The organism is Enterococcus sp. AZ020 (genome assembly GCF_050499205.1).
Classification (GTDB): domain Bacteria; phylum Bacillota; class Bacilli; order Lactobacillales; family Enterococcaceae; genus Enterococcus_L; species Enterococcus_L dunnyi.
Map to the genome: position 1 here is coordinate 1,791,533 of NZ_JBIPAT010000001.1, position 15,000 is coordinate 1,806,532.

18 protein-coding genes are annotated in these 15,000 nt (G+C 36.6%); 6 read left to right on the forward strand and 12 right to left on the reverse strand.

Annotated features, from left to right (window positions below; genetic code table 11):
* Positions 1 to 16 precede the first annotated feature (16 nt).
* On the reverse strand, positions 17 to 295 hold the full coding sequence (locus IGI58_RS08710; RefSeq protein ID WP_429953769.1) for a DUF3892 domain-containing protein: 279 nt from the start codon (positions 293 to 295) through the stop codon (positions 17 to 19).
* A gap of 194 nt (positions 296 to 489) precedes the next feature.
* Between IGI58_RS08710 and IGI58_RS08715 the strand changes: the two genes are divergently transcribed.
* A complete protein-coding gene (locus IGI58_RS08715) occupies positions 490 to 585 on the forward strand; it encodes a type I toxin-antitoxin system Fst family toxin (RefSeq protein WP_429953768.1) in 96 nt (31 codons plus the stop codon).
* Between the two features lie 441 nt (positions 586 to 1,026).
* Here the strand turns inward: IGI58_RS08715 and IGI58_RS08720 are convergent, their stop codons facing one another.
* The 8 genes from IGI58_RS08720 to IGI58_RS08755 form a co-directional block, all read right to left on the reverse strand.
* Positions 1,027 to 1,554 carry a DUF2247 family protein gene (locus IGI58_RS08720; protein ID WP_429953767.1) on the reverse strand — a complete coding sequence of 176 codons (528 nt, stop codon included), beginning with the start codon at positions 1,552 to 1,554 and terminating at the stop codon, positions 1,027 to 1,029.
* The gene (locus IGI58_RS08725; protein ID WP_429953766.1) at positions 1,554 to 3,047 is read right to left on the reverse strand and encodes a hypothetical protein; all 1,494 of its coding nucleotides are present in this window, start codon (positions 3,045 to 3,047) and stop codon (positions 1,554 to 1,556) included. Before IGI58_RS08725 ends, IGI58_RS08720 begins: the two co-directional genes overlap by 1 nt.
* Complete coding sequence (locus IGI58_RS08730; RefSeq protein ID WP_429953765.1) at positions 3,040 to 3,390, reverse strand: hypothetical protein; 351 nt, start codon at positions 3,388 to 3,390, stop codon at positions 3,040 to 3,042. The genes IGI58_RS08725 and IGI58_RS08730 overlap by 8 nt, the downstream gene beginning before the upstream one ends.
* Before the next feature lie 12 nt (positions 3,391 to 3,402).
* Positions 3,403 to 3,675, reverse strand: a complete 273-nt coding sequence (locus IGI58_RS08735; protein WP_429953764.1) for a TIGR04197 family type VII secretion effector — start codon at positions 3,673 to 3,675, stop codon at positions 3,403 to 3,405.
* Between the two features lie 63 nt (positions 3,676 to 3,738).
* On the reverse strand, positions 3,739 to 4,041 hold the full coding sequence (locus tag IGI58_RS08740; RefSeq protein ID WP_088271859.1) for a WXG100 family type VII secretion target: 303 nt from the start codon (positions 4,039 to 4,041) through the stop codon (positions 3,739 to 3,741).
* Between the two features lie 468 nt (positions 4,042 to 4,509).
* Complete coding sequence (locus tag IGI58_RS08745; protein ID WP_429953763.1) at positions 4,510 to 4,989, reverse strand: DUF536 domain-containing protein; 480 nt, start codon at positions 4,987 to 4,989, stop codon at positions 4,510 to 4,512.
* On the reverse strand, positions 4,982 to 5,173 hold the full coding sequence (locus IGI58_RS08750) for a hypothetical protein (protein WP_429953762.1): 192 nt from the start codon (positions 5,171 to 5,173) through the stop codon (positions 4,982 to 4,984). Before IGI58_RS08750 ends, IGI58_RS08745 begins: the two co-directional genes overlap by 8 nt.
* Positions 5,170 to 5,994, reverse strand: coding sequence for a replication initiation protein (locus IGI58_RS08755; RefSeq protein ID WP_429953761.1), 825 nt, complete (start codon positions 5,992 to 5,994; stop codon positions 5,170 to 5,172). The genes IGI58_RS08750 and IGI58_RS08755 overlap by 4 nt, the downstream gene beginning before the upstream one ends.
* 398 nt (positions 5,995 to 6,392) lie before the next feature.
* Between IGI58_RS08755 and IGI58_RS08760 the strand changes: the two genes are divergently transcribed.
* Positions 6,393 to 7,607 (forward strand): IS110 family transposase, encoded by a 1,215-nt coding sequence (locus IGI58_RS08760; RefSeq protein WP_429953760.1) that lies wholly within the window; start codon positions 6,393 to 6,395, stop codon positions 7,605 to 7,607.
* Between the two features lie 303 nt (positions 7,608 to 7,910).
* Here IGI58_RS08760 and IGI58_RS08765 read toward each other — a convergent pair whose 3' ends face one another.
* Genes IGI58_RS08765 through IGI58_RS08775 form a run of 3 tightly spaced genes read right to left on the reverse strand, consistent with a single transcriptional unit; the run spans position 7,911 to position 11,657 of the window.
* Positions 7,911 to 8,252 (reverse strand): hypothetical protein, encoded by a 342-nt coding sequence (locus tag IGI58_RS08765; RefSeq protein ID WP_087640544.1) that lies wholly within the window; start codon positions 8,250 to 8,252, stop codon positions 7,911 to 7,913.
* Positions 8,230 to 9,675, reverse strand: coding sequence for a helix-turn-helix domain-containing protein (locus tag IGI58_RS08770; RefSeq protein WP_429953759.1), 1,446 nt, complete (start codon positions 9,673 to 9,675; stop codon positions 8,230 to 8,232). Before IGI58_RS08770 ends, IGI58_RS08765 begins: the two co-directional genes overlap by 23 nt.
* Before the next feature lie 56 nt (positions 9,676 to 9,731).
* A complete protein-coding gene (locus tag IGI58_RS08775; protein WP_429953757.1) occupies positions 9,732 to 11,657 on the reverse strand; it encodes a MucBP domain-containing protein in 1,926 nt (641 codons plus the stop codon).
* A 410-nt stretch (positions 11,658 to 12,067) separates the two neighbouring features.
* Here IGI58_RS08775 and IGI58_RS08780 point away from each other — a divergent pair, with 410 nt between their 5' ends.
* The 4 genes from IGI58_RS08780 (at position 12,068) to IGI58_RS08795 (ending at position 14,929) form a co-directional block, all read left to right on the forward strand.
* Entirely contained in the window at positions 12,068 to 12,757 is a 690-nt protein-coding gene (locus IGI58_RS08780) for a response regulator transcription factor (protein ID WP_429953756.1), read from the forward strand.
* Positions 12,758 to 12,948: 191 nt separating this feature from the next.
* Complete coding sequence (locus IGI58_RS08785) at positions 12,949 to 13,233, forward strand: LPXTG cell wall anchor domain-containing protein (protein ID WP_429953755.1); 285 nt, start codon at positions 12,949 to 12,951, stop codon at positions 13,231 to 13,233.
* Positions 13,230 to 14,072 carry a WxL domain-containing protein gene (locus IGI58_RS08790; RefSeq protein ID WP_429953754.1) on the forward strand — a complete coding sequence of 281 codons (843 nt, stop codon included), beginning with the start codon at positions 13,230 to 13,232 and terminating at the stop codon, positions 14,070 to 14,072. The genes IGI58_RS08785 and IGI58_RS08790 overlap by 4 nt, the downstream gene beginning before the upstream one ends.
* A 47-nt stretch (positions 14,073 to 14,119) precedes the next feature.
* Positions 14,120 to 14,929, forward strand: a complete 810-nt coding sequence (locus IGI58_RS08795) for a WxL domain-containing protein (protein ID WP_087640550.1) — start codon at positions 14,120 to 14,122, stop codon at positions 14,927 to 14,929.
* The last annotated feature ends 71 nt before the right edge of the window (positions 14,930 to 15,000 follow it).

Here is a 15,000-nt window from a genome sequence, read left to right on the forward strand (position 1 = left end):
AACTTATTAAAAAAAACTAAATTCTGGGTAATTTTAGTAAGTTATCATTAGGTGTATCATTTGGTTCAGAACGAACATATTTTTGAATTCCATTTGTTGCGGGAATTAGTTTTGGATAAGGAGAAATAGCGACTTCTATATGTGAGTTTGGATTCTTTTTAAGAAAGTCATATATAGATTCTTTTGAAAAAAAACCTTCTTCCTTTACTCCGATTAAATAAATTGATTTGATCTCTGTGACAGAATTTGAATTACTCATTCCATCGTACATTTGAATTTTTGTTGCTTGAATCATACAATCACTCCTTTTAATTTGAAAAAATAAATTGCCATTTAGTTTATTATAACAGATAAAATGGTTTTTCGGAAACTTGATTTTATAAGGTAAATTAAAAGTAAATAGAGCGAATGATCATATTGTATAAAAAATAATTATCAACTAATATGTTATACTCAAAAAGGCAGCTGCCCCCAAAGGGAGTGCTTGTTTTGGAAAACCTTCTTACATTAATCGTCGCACCACTTTTTGTGGCTCTAGTGACAATATTAGTCGATCACTGGTTATCTGGTCGAGATGACGATTGAAGCAGTTGCTGATAGCCGTGCGTTGGTAGTCGCAACTAACGAAAAAAAAGCCTCACTCCTGACCGAGTGAGGCTTTCGTGCTTGTTTTTGTCGAACTTCTTACATTTCGTAATTTCATTATAGCACAATATTATGATATTGTACTATAATGAAATTGCGAAATGTTGTTAATACTTATAAATATTAGATTATAAGTTATTTAATTACTTAGTTGACATAATAATTTATTATACCAAGTACCAGGCATACCAACCCTTTCAGCAACCCAAAACACTAAAATCAATTGGTCTACCTCTAAATTGAAACAGAAACCCTTATTTATCAAGGTTTCTGTTTTTTTATTTTTGTGGATCTCACTTCTCTTTATTTGGGAAGTTTGTTATTAAAACTTATCTAAACTATCACTTTATTTTTTTAATGTCTTTTTTATTTTGATACTTATTACTTCAAATTCTCTTTTTCATCTTCTAACCATTTTTTATGGTCTGAAATAACTTTGCATAAGTGTTCCTCCGTGTAAAATTCTTGAGGGGTTAACTTATTTTCTACACCTTGATATTGATAAGGCATATCTACTGGAGACTTTAAATCAAGCCAGAATTCACTAATTTCTAACAAAGCATTTACATAATCTTTATCTAAAATTTTCTTCAATAGATTATTAACTAAAATCCATCTCCATCTATAATAAGCCATCAAATCTTTTTCATTAGAATTATCAATTAAATCTAGCAGCGTATATATTTCGTTCTCATCATATGGCGAAAATAGACTTCCAAGATCCCAAACATATGAATTTTCCGCGTTTTCATTTTTAGATAGATAATCTAAAGTGTATTTCATTACAAACTCATCATCAAGTATACCTTGTAAATAAAATTTGTTGTCTGAATAACCAAATCTACCTACCTTAATCTCGTTCCAAGAAAATGGAATATTATTATTTTTAAATTCATCTATATAATTCATTATTTTATAGGCACTCCATTCAATTCTGGATTTCTGACAAACATTCTATGCGTAACCTTTCCGTCTTGAATTATCCACTCAAAACGTCCCATAACACCATTTTGTTTCCCCTGAATTTGATATAATTTAGCATTACCTAAATCTGTGACTTCTGCTAAACCAGCATAATTATCAATAATATCAGAAAAACCATGTGCTTTTGGAACATTAGGAAATTCATCTACAACAATTTGAGTTTGCTTTGTAGGAGGTTTTCCTGTTAAAGGGTCGATATCATAAATAGAACCTTTCCCTTTAACTGGTTTAATATCATCAACTTTCAATCCACTTCCAGATCTAGGAGCTTCTAAAACGGGATTAGTAATCTCCTCTAGCACTTTTTGATTAGCTCCACTGGATTTCTTAGGATAAGTTTGAGCATTTCTCACTGCAGCCACTGTCAACCCAGCTGCCCACGCCGCATCCCAAAATCCAGAATCTTTCAGATCGTTTACAATACCTTGCGCTCCAGCTAAGTAGTTAAACCCTGGCATATTGACAGTTGCACCACTGAAATAATCTTTTCCGCTTTTTTGAAATTCAGTTACTCGGCGATCCATTTCTGTTGGACTTAATTCTACCACGTCTAACCCATATTTTTTAACTAGTTTCCTTAAATTATCGGATAAATCTTGCTCACTTACCGGATAACGACGGCCATTTTTTTCAAACATGTACATATCCACACCACGATCACTATCGATGATATGAATAATCGTGCAGCCATCGAGTATTTTCTTGTCTTTGACTTCGATTGCTTTCGCACGTTCCGTCCAGTTTTGGTTTACATTGTTGATCCAGGTTCGATCTGATAGAGAAAAGCCTTTTCCGTTCCAAGCTCCAGGGCCAACATGTCCTTTTTCACTAACTCCTAACGCTTGCATACCTTTAGCTACCAATGATCCAGTATCATTTATCCCGGTAAAATAGCTAGTAGACTGGCCGCAAAAATCAAGGAACTTATCTAGTTTTTCTTGTATCTTTGCCTTTTTAGCCTGATTTCGTGCGATCCCGGCATCCATACTAGTGATCGCTGCTTGAAAGACAGCCCCTAATACTTTCTCTTTTTCTTCAGACAAGCTTCTTTTCTGTTGCGCATAGCTATCTTTTGAATGCTGAAAGCCTTGAATGAGCGCGTCAGCTTCATCGATCTGTGCTTGAAGCTCATCAGAATCGAGATCCTCGCTTCCACATTTTGAGAGATACCCTTGTACATACTGTTCATTTGCTTGTACAACTGCTTCACTGTGCATGATTGCGGCTTTACAAAGTGCCGGATAAACAGTGGAAAGGTAGCCTTTTATCGAATCCATTCCCGATCCATTCAATCCTACAGCTAATTGAATGCCTTGAGTCGCACTAGAAACTGCATCGAGTGCTTGGCTGTAGGCTTGACCGAATGCTTTTATTTCTTCAGTCTGTGTTTGGACTTCCCCAATTACCATTTTAACCATCCGCTTCAGCCTCCTCTTTTAACAGCTGCAGCTGTGCTTCGTAGAGAAGATCATTTTCTTTAGTTAGCCGGCGATTATCATTATTCAGCTGTTCTTGGCCGTCTGCCATATCATCAAAGAATCGTTGTTCGGATCTGCGAGCGTCTTCTATGATCTCATCAAAATAGTGCCCTTCTTCCTGGCGATGAAAATAAGAGATCACCCGTTCATTGTGCCGACGTTCCCATGCAAACAGCTGCTCTGTTTCGGCTATATTTCGTTCGAGTACAATCTTTAGTTCCTGATTTTCGTCTTGTTGCTCTTCATTTATTCGCTGTTGCTTCAGTAGTTCTGTGTGGTTCATGTCTCGTCTCCTTTAAGGCAAGTTTGTAAATAGCTGCTTGGCCTGTTGATCTGCTCGCTTGAACGCTGCCACGGCAGTTTGGATAGAAGCTACATCTCGGTTGAGTAGCTGTTGAATCGTTGCCGGTGTTTTCTTCAGCTGTTCAAACGTACTTTTGGCAACTGCATTTCCAGGAACCGTTGTGCCGGAAGAAAATGTCACTGATTTTGAAAGACTCAATCGATCATTTGCACTGCTGATTTGAGTGGCCTGTCTTTGCGCTTCAGCTTCATTTAGTTCAATCATGAAAATACCTCCATTCTATGAAAAAAGACCTGGAGACAATCGCTCCAGGTCTCTCTAAATTTTTTATAGTCCGCGACCGATCGCAGAAGAAATGTTTTGGTCTGTTTCTTCCATGATTTGAGCCACTTCGTTTAATTGCTTATTAATCTGTTCTAATAGTTCCGCAAACTCGCTCACTTTTGGTTTTAACGCAGCAAATTGATCATTAAAGCTGTCAAACCCTGAACCTTCCCAATTTCCTTGGATGGTGTCTTGTTCTGATTGAAGCTTTTGCAAAATGTCATTTACTTGATTAGATCCGTCTGTGTATTTTGTCGCAGACGTGCGTAGTTCTTGTGGTGATAATTTAATGCGATCTCCCGCCATAGTATTCTCTCCCTTACTTTTTGATTGAAACCATTTCTTTATTAGTCTACCACAATAAGCCCTCTATTTTTATCAAAATATTTAAAAAAGACCTATATTTCTGATAGAAAATAAGTCTTTTGGATTTATCTATTAATCATGTAAAAAACTAAAATAAATGCTGCAGAGGGCGTTCAACTTTAGATTACCTGGAACAGCAAGCAAAAGTTAAGAAGAGCATAAGGGAAATCTGTACCCAAAAAAGCGGGTATCTTAGCAGTGCTAGACGATTGGTGTGGGTACATAAAAAGTAAGCTAGGAACATAGTTGCGACCGTATATAGTCCATAGTTGGAACATAGGAAGTGCATCAAAAGAGCGTACTTTTTTCTACAACATGGCCACTAAAATTTATAGTGCCCATTTATACCCACCTTCTGAAAAGTTGGGATTTTGCGTGCAGCGGCTTCCCATCGATCAAACGCAAAAATCACGAATCTCTCCGGAGAAAATGCCACCACTTTTTGTCCGGCACTGGATCAGGATCTGTTTTTTCTTCAGCCGAAGGTTGTTTTTCTTCAGGGGTTTCAGATCCAATTTGTAATTGAGCTTCCAGCTGCTCGATTCTCTTGTTCGACTGAAGGGTGAGTTGTTGTTGTTGATCGAGTAATTTTTGCATGTTGGCTAACTGTTGATCCTTTTCAGTAATTTGAAGGTCTTTTGCTTTGAGATAATCTTCTTTTTTTTGTAATTCAGACAGTAGGTAATCGTTGGGTAAAAACTGGGTAATGTCTCCCGTTTTTTTCATGTCTAAATTATCATAAATTGCTGATATAGCAACGTTTTTAAGGTAGGTAATATTTCCCTTTTTATAGGTAAAATTACTAGGTAATTTTCTTACTTGGTATTTTATTTTATCTTTGCTGACACCTAGTTCATCAGCAAGTTCTTTTATAGTTTTATCAGCCAATATTCTCACCTTCAGACATCGAGTCGTTAAGAACTTGATTCCAATATTTTTCTAAATCAAAATTCATAAGAGTAGCTAAGGTATCTAAAAATTGTGTAGCATTAGGCATTCTGTAGGTATCAATTTCTCTAGCTTCAGAGAATAGTTCAGCTTGGGTATCAAAAGAAAGATCACGGAATTTCATTGCTTTCTGAAAAAACTCTTCTTGAAGTTTTTTCTTTCTTCATCTTCTTTTTCAGCGGCAAGTATATTTTTAGGAACTGATTCTGTACGAACGGTTTTCTTTTTAGTGCTGTTCTCTAATTTATCAAAGTCTCTCCATTCACTGGTTTTCTCTGCCTTCCATGAAAACTCATAGCCAGTTATAGGAGTTCCACGTGAAGAACTCTTTACTGGAGTAACCTTAAAGTCTTCAAAATAGGCTGGCAACTCTTGTTTAACATGCTTTAAGACTTTATTAGCAAAATTATTAGGACGCTGCATACTTTTAGGAACATCTAGTAGTTTGAATAGTTCATTTTTAGGGAACATTTTACGTCCAAGTGTTCGCCATTGCTTTAACAAGCGGTACATTGTTTTAGAATAAGTGGATTTCAGCTGAGCAAATTGAGCTAGTTCAAAGCTTGTAAACTGCCAATTTTCAAGTACTTCATTGATAATGTATTCAAATTTTTGAGACACTAAAATTCTTAGATATGTTCCTTTATTATCTATTTCAAACTCTTGAAAAATGGACATAATTTTCAATGTCTCTTCGTTCTGTTCGATATAGGCTAAGGAGTTCAATTTTAAAGCTAATGATTTCATGATATCTAAAAAACGTTTATTATTACGTTCTTCATAAGCTACAAGATCCTTGAGTTCTGATAAATCAAATACGATTTCAGAAGTTCCCTTCCCTCTTACTTTGGCAATTATTGCAAAGAAAAAGTTCATTTCCTCTTTTGTCCATCTGCGCATTACTGCAGTATTAAGATCATTATGATACTTAACTACCTCATTCATTTAAGAACCTCCATCATCGCTATCTATGGTGTTCATTTTACTAAAAGAAACAATTAAAAGTAACTCTTAATAAAAGGTAGCTTATAAACTCTTGAAAGCTTTGGGAGAGTAAGGGCTAAAAATTCCTAAATATATCTTTAAATATTTAGTAAACAGCTCAAGGGCAAAATCTCCCGCCCAAATACCCTCTCTATTTTCCTTTTTTAGGTTTATAGTAAGAAGTGAAAGGAAGATCGATCATGACCTCATGGACTTTGAGTCCCTATCAAAAAACGGTCTCCTTCACTGTCATTTTAAAATCTGGTTTAAGTATGTTGGGGCTTCGAGCTCGTGTTTAGGAAATTAGAAACGAAATGAAACAGTGAAGAACCTTTCAAAAAAAGAAAGAAGATGAACCTATGGCTTATGTACTTGCGTTGGATGTTTCAATGGGGAAAAGTTATCACGTGCTTTACGAAGATGAGCGTTGTCTCTCCGAGGGAGAGATTACTCATACCAAATTTGGCTTTGATTATTTGCTTCAAGAAATTCAACAGTTACCCGAACTGCCTAGTATCGTATTTGAATCGACCGGTATTTACTCAAGAGTGATTGAAACCTTTTGTCAAAATAATCACTTACTTTATTGTCTATTGAATCCTTTGGAAGCAAAAAAACAGCTGGATAGCGGTCTTCGTGTGCTTAAAACGGATAAACAAGACGCACATCGACTAGCACAAACTCACTGCCAGTATGAGCGGAAAATTAAGAAACTCCAACCTGATATTTATGAAGAATCCCATGATTTAGCTCGCTTTTATCAAGAGATAGAAGCAGAAATCAAGCGACTAAGAATGTACTTACACACGGCTCTTCAACTTAGTTTTCCGGAATTGGAACGCCTTTTTTCGAATCGATTGTCAAAATTATCATTGAATCTTATCGAGCTGTTCCCTCATCCAGAATGCTTAGCGGGATTTAGTCAAACTCAAATAAAAAATATTTTGAAAAAGAGCACAGACAAACGTCTTTCGGATAAAAAAGCCTTAGAAAAAGCGCAACAGCTCCTTTCATTGGCTTCTACTTCCTATCCAGCGACGACGAAAACGAGCATTCAAGTACAGAAAGTTCGTTATTACGCCCGCCAATTAAAAGAACTTCTTCACTCAAAAGAAACGGTGTCTAAGCAACTGATCGAACAAACAAGACCCTTACCAGAATTTGATCTTTACCGAAGTGTTCCGGGGATTGGTGAAGTATCTGCCGCATTAATTATTGGTGAAATTGGCGATATTCGCCGATTTGAAAATCATAAGAAAGTGAATGCGTTTGTTGGGATAGATACCCGTAGGTATCAATCTGGTAAATACCTAGCCCAAGACCATATCAATAAACGTGGCAACCCCAAGGCTCGAAAGCTCCTTTATTTTACCGTGAAAAATATGATTCGCCAGCAAGCTGCCGCGCCTAATCATATCGTGGATTACTATTATAAATTAAAAACGCAACCTTTATCCAAAAAGGATAAGGTTGCGACCGTAGCCTGCATGAACAAACTACTAAAGTGTCTCTATTCCATGATCAAGAATGAGACAAGGTACGACTATGCGCACACGGTCTCTATGGACCAATAAGACCAAGTCTTATATATTAATTATAGCACCCTGCTGGAAAAAAAACATACTCATCAGGGTTATTTATCGTGAACTTTTTTCTAAAATATTCCCTTCGTCTACAAACGATTAAAATATCTTTGATTATTTCTTTATTTTTCTCTTGACTAATCGTAGGAAAGAGAGCGGGAATAAATGGTGAGAAAAAACAGCTCCTTCGGAAAGAAACACGTTTATCTCAGTCTCTTTTGAACAAAGAAATGGAACGATTTTGCGTTACCTTGTCGAATAAGTCAAATATATAAAATAGTCATTCTTTCATTTTTATCGAGATCGAGCAGAACCAAATAGGAAAATACCCGAAAAACTTCGCAAAAGTTCGCCGTAGTGCGATTCTTGTTTATGCCCAGGCGAGATATTTGGCAATTTTGGCGGTACGTTGATAAGTTGTGAGGGAACGCCATTCTTCTTTTTTCGGTAAACGAATACGACTTCCTGCGGTTCATCTTTAAACTCACCTTCCTGTGAATGAGCAGGAGTTACTAGTTCCCAAAGTTGACGATCTGCGCCCTTGGCATAATAGACGATAGTTGTCGGCTGAATGACCAATAAAGAAATCAATAAGATAATTAGAAAGTAGATCCTAAAAGAGCGTATTTTTTTCATTTTCTTTCTCCCTCAATTCAATGACGATATCAGCAAATTGAGCCCAGTCAGATGGTGTCGGCGGCTGTTTCCAGACGATTTGCTGACAAGTTGCTTTTCTTAGGCGGTAGTCGGATAAAACGATCTGCGTATCATTATTAAACCTTGTTTGCACAGCAATATTTAAATCGCGGAAGCGTTGTAGGCTCTGACAAATATATTCTGTGTAAGCTGCGCCGTGAGAAAAATCAATATAAATATTGATCGGTTTTCCAAGCTGAACAGGTTCTAGTACAGAAAGCACAGTAAACATTATGTCGTAATAAAGCTTTGCTTGATCATTTTTAGATAGTTCTAGAGATGAAAGAAAATGCTCTTTACGAATAAATCGCAAAATCAATCTATGTAAGGAAGAATATACTTCAGCAAAATAGCGATAAGCTGCTGTATCAACAAAAGTCGTATAGCTTTGTCTAAAAATAGACAAACAAAGTAATTTTTTTAAGAACGAATCATACAATTCCTTTTTTTGAAGCTCTCTAACTGGAAAGTGTAACGTTAGGCTAGTCAACAGCTCTTGAGCTGCGCTTTGTGTCTGACTAAACAGTTCTTTATTGAATTGTAGATCGAGCTCAAGCATTTCTGAAACAAATAAGAAGGTCAACAAGTAATGACTTTCCTTGAAAACTTCGGATGCAAGATCGGCTGCAGGTGCTAAAGCTTGCTCGATCGTCCTCAGTTGACGATGATACATTTGTTGAGTCGTCTCACTAACTGCACAAAGATTTTCATTTATGATATGTCTATTTTTGATTCTAAGCTGTATGATGTGAATAAATAATGATAGCTTCTGTTTTTGAAAGAAAGTTAAGTCTAAGCTGAAATAAGAAATTAAAAGATTCAGTAATTGCTTTGCGTCACTTCTGCTTTCGGTGGAAAAAGGGTATCTTTCGCCAAAATAAAAATAAGAAATAATATCGAAAATGATCGATCGGACATGCATCTCTGGTCCGATCATTTTATTTTTTTTGATCACTATTTTTTCTTGCTTTAAACAATTCAATACTTTGGTTCGTATTTGATAAAGCGTTGTTTTGGCAATATGCTGTTCTTCCTGAAACTTGTTTAATGTTTTTTCTTCGATCAATACTTCAATAAAAAAACGGAATTTCAGTGAACGTTGGGCATAGATATGTTGTGTTTTTTGAATCGTATCATTTGAGATAGGATGATAAGTCAATTCATCGTAAAGCTCATCAGAAAGCTCTAATTCTGGACAATCCTGATTCAATTCCTTCAAATATTTTTCCAATAAAAATTTGGATAATCCTGTTAATTCTATCAATCGTTTCTGTGTCAGGTATTGGTCATTGTAAGACTGTAACGTCATAAGAACCTTGAGCCTGTCATGGTCTTCGTCCTCTAAAAAGTCTAAGTACTCCATATGTTTTCTCCTAGCGTATTATAACGATTATTCTGTTAGTGCAGCTAACGGCCATTCTATTTTGAATGGTGTATTTTTTTTGCAGTGACTTTATAGGTTTCTCCGATTTTTCCAGTCAGAGTGTTTGGTTTAGCTATTTCATTGCCATTCTCATCGACAAATTTGACGGTTACAGAACCTACACCGTCTCTAGACTTGTTCGTTTTACGTTCACTTTTTTTAGAAGGTACCGATTTTGGCTCTCTAAAACTTGCTAAAGTGTCTGGTAGGGAAGAGAGATTCTGAGAATCCATGGTCCGTTCATTTGTATTTTCTATGTGAGGAGAAGTGCTCCTTGAAACAACAACAGGAGAAGTAATCAAATCGATCAGTTCATTAGCTATAGAAGTTTGTGTCGGTGCTGCAGCAGTAGGTACATCGGCGTTATTGCTGTCTGGCAGATTGGACAACTCATTTTTTTTATAGATATATCGGATCGTTTGAGCATGTTTAGTGAATGTTCCTTCAGTAGGTCCAATTTGTTGTATCAATTGATAATGGTCTATTTGCTTAGGCTGCGTCTGATAGGAAGCTCCTATTTTTCCACTTAAGGTTTCAGAAGGTGCAATGGGTTGTTCATCTTCATCTGTGTATAAAACTGTGACGTCTGCACCAGATGCTTTTTCATAAACAAAGGTCATTTCCTGAGCGGCTTGGGTAAATGTTCCTTCTGTTGTTTCTGGGCTCGAAAATAAAATCCAGTCAGTCAATTCCTTAGGCTGTGCAGTGAAGGTTTCACCGACGTTTCCAGATAAAACGACCGGCTCAGCAAGTTCCACCCCTTTTTGGTCATGAAAATTGATCGTGACCAAGCCTCTAAGAATTGGATCGTCAATGATCGAAAAGGTCTGTAGATAGGTCCCAGAAGAAATCGAATAAAAATTAAAGTTCGCCGGTGTAGCATAGCTTCCAACGGGATTGTTGATCCGTGCATTATAGTACATGGTCGCTAGATTGTTGTACTCATCTTTTTGAACATTTAAAACAGTAATGCCATTTTCTGTAACCTGTAGGCGATTTGAAGGTAGTTGGATATCGTTCAATTTTAGGATCATTTCACTAGCGGAAGTTGAAAGTGAAAATGGCGGTAAATACCCATCAAAATTTTTTAGGCGGCTTGGCATCAAAGAAAAGGGAATAAAAATAGTTTCCTCTTCAGGTGTATAAACCAGTTCTGAACGTGTAAGAGTCATAACGGGATCCATTCTTCCGATATTTTGACCAAAGGCTGCCAAATCATTTAATGCAGGAAAATCATTGATGACGGTAAAATCTGTCACACCGCAAAATTGAATCGAGATCGATCGTAATTTAGGTAAGACTTTTAACGGTTCGATCGTCGTGATCCCCATATTTGAATCTAGATAAAGGCGTTCCAATTGTGCGAACTGTGTCAACTTAGGGAAAACATCATTGGTCAGTTGAGCAGAACTTGCAGATATGCGAATGATGCCGCTGCTTTTTTTTAGGTCTGGAAAATTAGCAGAAGTCAGGTTTTTACCACTTAAATCAACGAACTTAAGCGAAGATAGCTGCTCTAACGGACTAAAATCTACGACGTTACTTGATCCTAAGAAGAAGTCTGCTAAATTCACTGCATACTCTAACCCTGACAAGCTATTGATTTGAGCTGAGATATCTGCAGGAATGTATAAAGAGACCAGAGTCGCTAATTCCTGCTGTGTCAACGTACTTCCGGCAGGCTTGCCCAACGTGGCTAGAATGAATTCTTTTAAAGTCGGATCTGGAATAAGCTCTTGTGTCAAAGGAGCAGACTGAGTGATCGTTTGTAATAAGCTATCTGCTTTAGGAGAGTTATCAGTTGCTTGTTCTCTATTTTCAATAGCTGAATCAACTGCAATGACTTCAGTAGCACTATTGTTTAAAAGGTAGAGACTTAAGCATAATGCTGAAGGCAAAATTGCACGTTTAAAAGTATTCAATAGTAAAGCACCTCGATATAAATAATAAAATAATATGTTATGAAAAATAAAAAAATATGTAATTGAAAGAATTTCGAACATTAGAAAAGAAATATTCGTTTGAAATATCTTTTTAAACTGATAGAAGTATCTTTTATAAAAGAAATCCATTAATATAATACACTTTTTAATAAAAAGCATCTAGATGAATTCCTACTTTTTTTCTTTATTTTTTCAAAAGTTCAAAAAAATCGCGGAAAGTTCGGAAAAAAGAGGAAAAAAGCGAATGAGCTGTCATTGTTTTTTACTTGGATTTGAAAGAATATTAGTAAAGTGAAAGATAAATAAATATCATTTTTATTTGAAATCGAATAGAGATGAACAGATATATTTTTAATTTCACTAGAAAAAAATAAATAGGAGAAGAAATGATGAAGGTAGGAATATTGGATACTGAAAAAATAATCAGTAGAGAATTTATTACTGGTCTAACCTCTACACACCTCCTTGAAGGAAAAGAGATAGTAGAGGAAAAAGATTTGAAAGGGATCGATGCATTACTGATCTGTAAAAATCAACAGTTTGGCATCCGTGAAATCTGTGAATGGGTCATTAAAATCAAAACACATGAGAGTGTACCTATTTGGGTAGCGACTACCGAAAAACAATTAGGGGAGAAAAGCATCTATTTACAGCTAGGTGTCTGCGGCATATTTGAAAAAGATTATACAGTTGAAGAAATCGATCTGTCGATCGGTAATAGTTTACAGGCAATGAAGCAAAATAAAAATACGCAAGATGAAACATACTCAGGAAAGTCCTTTATATTAGACCCTTTAAGACTGAGCTTATCTATTGGGAAAAATAACGTCCCTTTAACTAGACTGGAATATTGTTTATTAGAGGTTCTTTATGAAAACAAAGGAGAAGTTTGTACATATAAAATGCTTGCGGAAGCTTTGTTAGGTAAAGAAATGATTGCTGATTTTGATTTGGCGCAGAGCAGGATAGCCAATATCGTGTGTAAAGTCCGAGCAAAAATTGCTCAGACGAATCGAGGAGAACAGGATTTGATCAAAACGATTCGATCAAGAGGGTATATGTTGACTCTATCCGCATAAAGAAAAAGGGTTCAACCATGGAGAGGGGGTGATACATGTAGTTTGGGGACCGATCATAAAAGATGAATTCCTACTCAAAGTAAACAGCAGTCGAATGGAAAAAGAATGTCAGTCAAAACAGTCGTTAAAAGTAGAGCATGCTCACTTCATATATGGAAGGTGTGCTCAGGAAATGTGGAGGGGAGGCAACGATGAAAAAATTGATTTGGTCTAGTATGTGTATGCTGTTCTTATTTATTCCATTTTTTGGAACGATTGCGCAAGCCTCTGGAAAGACACAAGCTGACGTTACTTTTACACAAGGAGAACAGTCTAAAAAACCGATCATTGATAAAATCATCAATTCGGATGACAAAGGAATACTGCCACACACTGGAGAACAACTAAGTTTATATTTATTAGTCATTGGGATTTGTCTTTTAAGTTGTATTATCTACTTAAAAATGAAAAACACACGAAAGAAGGAACAAGAATGAAAAACAAAGTAATCGCAAGCTTATTATTGAGCGGGCTCGTTTTGAGCTGTTCAGCCAAAGGCGTTTATGCAGAAGAAAGTACAGCAAAAACAAAAGCTGAAACAGAATTTACTGCAGGAGATCGTCCTGATCCATCAAAACCAGAGGAAGGGCCTAAAGACCCAAGTCCGCTGGATCCAGATCCGGATCCGGAAGATCCATCAAAGCCTAAACCACTGCCTGAAGTAAGCAATGTTTATGTGACTCATTTACCAGATATTTCATTTGGTTCAAATAAAACGAATTTAAAAACAACAGAATATGAAGCATTGACTGAAAAACGTACTAGAAACCAGGGAGCTGAAGCTTTTTATATGCCCCACTCAGTACAAGTTGCGGACTTATCTGGAAATAGCGCTACAAAATGGAAACTAAGTGTACACCAAGATGACATATTCAAAACAAAAGACAGTACACCTCAAAAATTAACGAATACCCGCATTCGTATCTATGGAAATACACTAACAAGTACTGCTTATGCAGCAAGTGATCTGACAGATAAAGTTGCAGGAGTAGCACTGGATACAACAGACGAATTTGGTTCATTCTCAACGATTCCTGTTGTAGGTGACACTCAAGGTGAATTGGTTGTTTTAGAAAATAAAACAGAAGGATTTACGTTGAATTCCTATACATCTTCTGTATTTGCTGACAGCTACGCAGAAGAAAATTACGATCCGGCAAAAACACCTTCTGCTGAACGTTATGAAGGGATCAAACTAAATGTACCAGCGAGTGATCAGTCACAGGCTAAAGCTTATTCAACAAACTTGACCTGGACATTGACAGTAGAACCATAAAAAAGCAACAAAGATCACTTATCATCAGAAGAAAAGGAGCAGAAAAAATGAAAACAACTAAAATTTTAGGTCTAAGTTTAATTGCGGTGGGAGTGTTGGGCTTTTCAGTATCAGCTTCTGCAGAAACTGGCGCAGTAAAAACAGATGGGAAAGCATCATTTGTTCCCCAATCAGGAGATATCAATACGATCAAACCGGGAACTGACGAAAAAATCGATATGGTTGATGGGAATAATGAACGTGTAACGGTAGAGAATGTTCAACTAATGCACGTACCAGATTTTGATTTTGGAAACAATGAAACAAGCGTCGATACAAAAAATTATGATGCGATTTATGAGCATTACCAAAAATCAGGAGATACTACTAAATATTCCATCCCGCATTTTGTTCAAGTCGGTGACGTTTCAGGGGTTCAAGGAACAGCATGGACAGTCACAGTAGAACAAGATTCATTGTTTAAAGAAACTGGAGGCCATTCCTTGAAAGCTTCTAGAATCAATGTTTATAACCAAACATTGACAAATAATGTCCAAACAAGTGTAGCGGATGTTGTGACAGGGTTGACGATTCCAAGTGATTCTGCAGTTCAAATTCCTGTAAAAGGGTCAGATACAACTGGAGCAATCGCGGTATTGACATCAAAAGCTGGTAAAACTGACCAAACCACAACAAATGGAACGATCAGTTCTGTCGTTTTCCAAAAAGAGTATGACGAGTCAAATTACGGCAAGACAGATTCGCCAGCGCTAACGGATAAAAATGCGGATGTCAAACTGAATGTTCCGCAAAGCGATGGGGTACAAGCGAAGTCTTACAGCGCTAAACTAAACTGGACATTAACAGTAGAACCATAAATGTAGTGTGTGATTGGGGTCGGATAGTTACCATCGGGTCTAAATGAATTGAAGCGAAATGAAACGGTGGG

Bases quoted from the DNA above. Each gene is read 5' to 3' on its own strand.
- IGI58_RS08765 (WP_087640544.1), bottom strand. From the start codon at position 8,252: ATGAAAAAAATACGCTCTTTTAGGATCTACTTTCTAATTATCTTATTG.
- IGI58_RS08735 (WP_429953764.1), bottom strand. From the start codon at position 3,675: ATGATTGAACTAAATGAAGCTGAAGCGCAAAGACAGGCCACTCAAATC.
- IGI58_RS08770 (WP_429953759.1), bottom strand. From the start codon at position 9,675: ATGGAGTACTTAGACTTTTTAGAGGACGAAGACCATGACAGGCTCAAG.
- IGI58_RS08790 (WP_429953754.1), top strand. From the start codon at position 13,230: ATGAAAAACAAAGTAATCGCAAGCTTATTATTGAGCGGGCTCGTTTTG.
- IGI58_RS08725 (WP_429953766.1), bottom strand. From the start codon at position 3,047: ATGGTTAAAATGGTAATTGGGGAAGTCCAAACACAGACTGAAGAAATA.
- IGI58_RS08750 (WP_429953762.1), bottom strand. From the start codon at position 5,173: ATGAAATTCCGTGATCTTTCTTTTGATACCCAAGCTGAACTATTCTCT.
- IGI58_RS08760 (WP_429953760.1), top strand. From the start codon at position 6,393: ATGGCTTATGTACTTGCGTTGGATGTTTCAATGGGGAAAAGTTATCAC.
- IGI58_RS08785 (WP_429953755.1), top strand. From the start codon at position 12,949: ATGAAAAAATTGATTTGGTCTAGTATGTGTATGCTGTTCTTATTTATT.
- IGI58_RS08780 (WP_429953756.1), top strand. From the start codon at position 12,068: ATGAAGGTAGGAATATTGGATACTGAAAAAATAATCAGTAGAGAATTT.
- IGI58_RS08740 (WP_088271859.1), bottom strand. From the start codon at position 4,041: ATGGCGGGAGATCGCATTAAATTATCACCACAAGAACTACGCACGTCT.
- IGI58_RS08795 (WP_087640550.1), top strand. From the start codon at position 14,120: ATGAAAACAACTAAAATTTTAGGTCTAAGTTTAATTGCGGTGGGAGTG.
- IGI58_RS08730 (WP_429953765.1), bottom strand. From the start codon at position 3,390: ATGAACCACACAGAACTACTGAAGCAACAGCGAATAAATGAAGAGCAA.
- IGI58_RS08755 (WP_429953761.1), bottom strand. From the start codon at position 5,994: ATGAATGAGGTAGTTAAGTATCATAATGATCTTAATACTGCAGTAATG.
- IGI58_RS08720 (WP_429953767.1), bottom strand. From the start codon at position 1,554: ATGAATTATATAGATGAATTTAAAAATAATAATATTCCATTTTCTTGG.
- IGI58_RS08710 (WP_429953769.1), bottom strand. From the start codon at position 295: ATGATTCAAGCAACAAAAATTCAAATGTACGATGGAATGAGTAATTCA.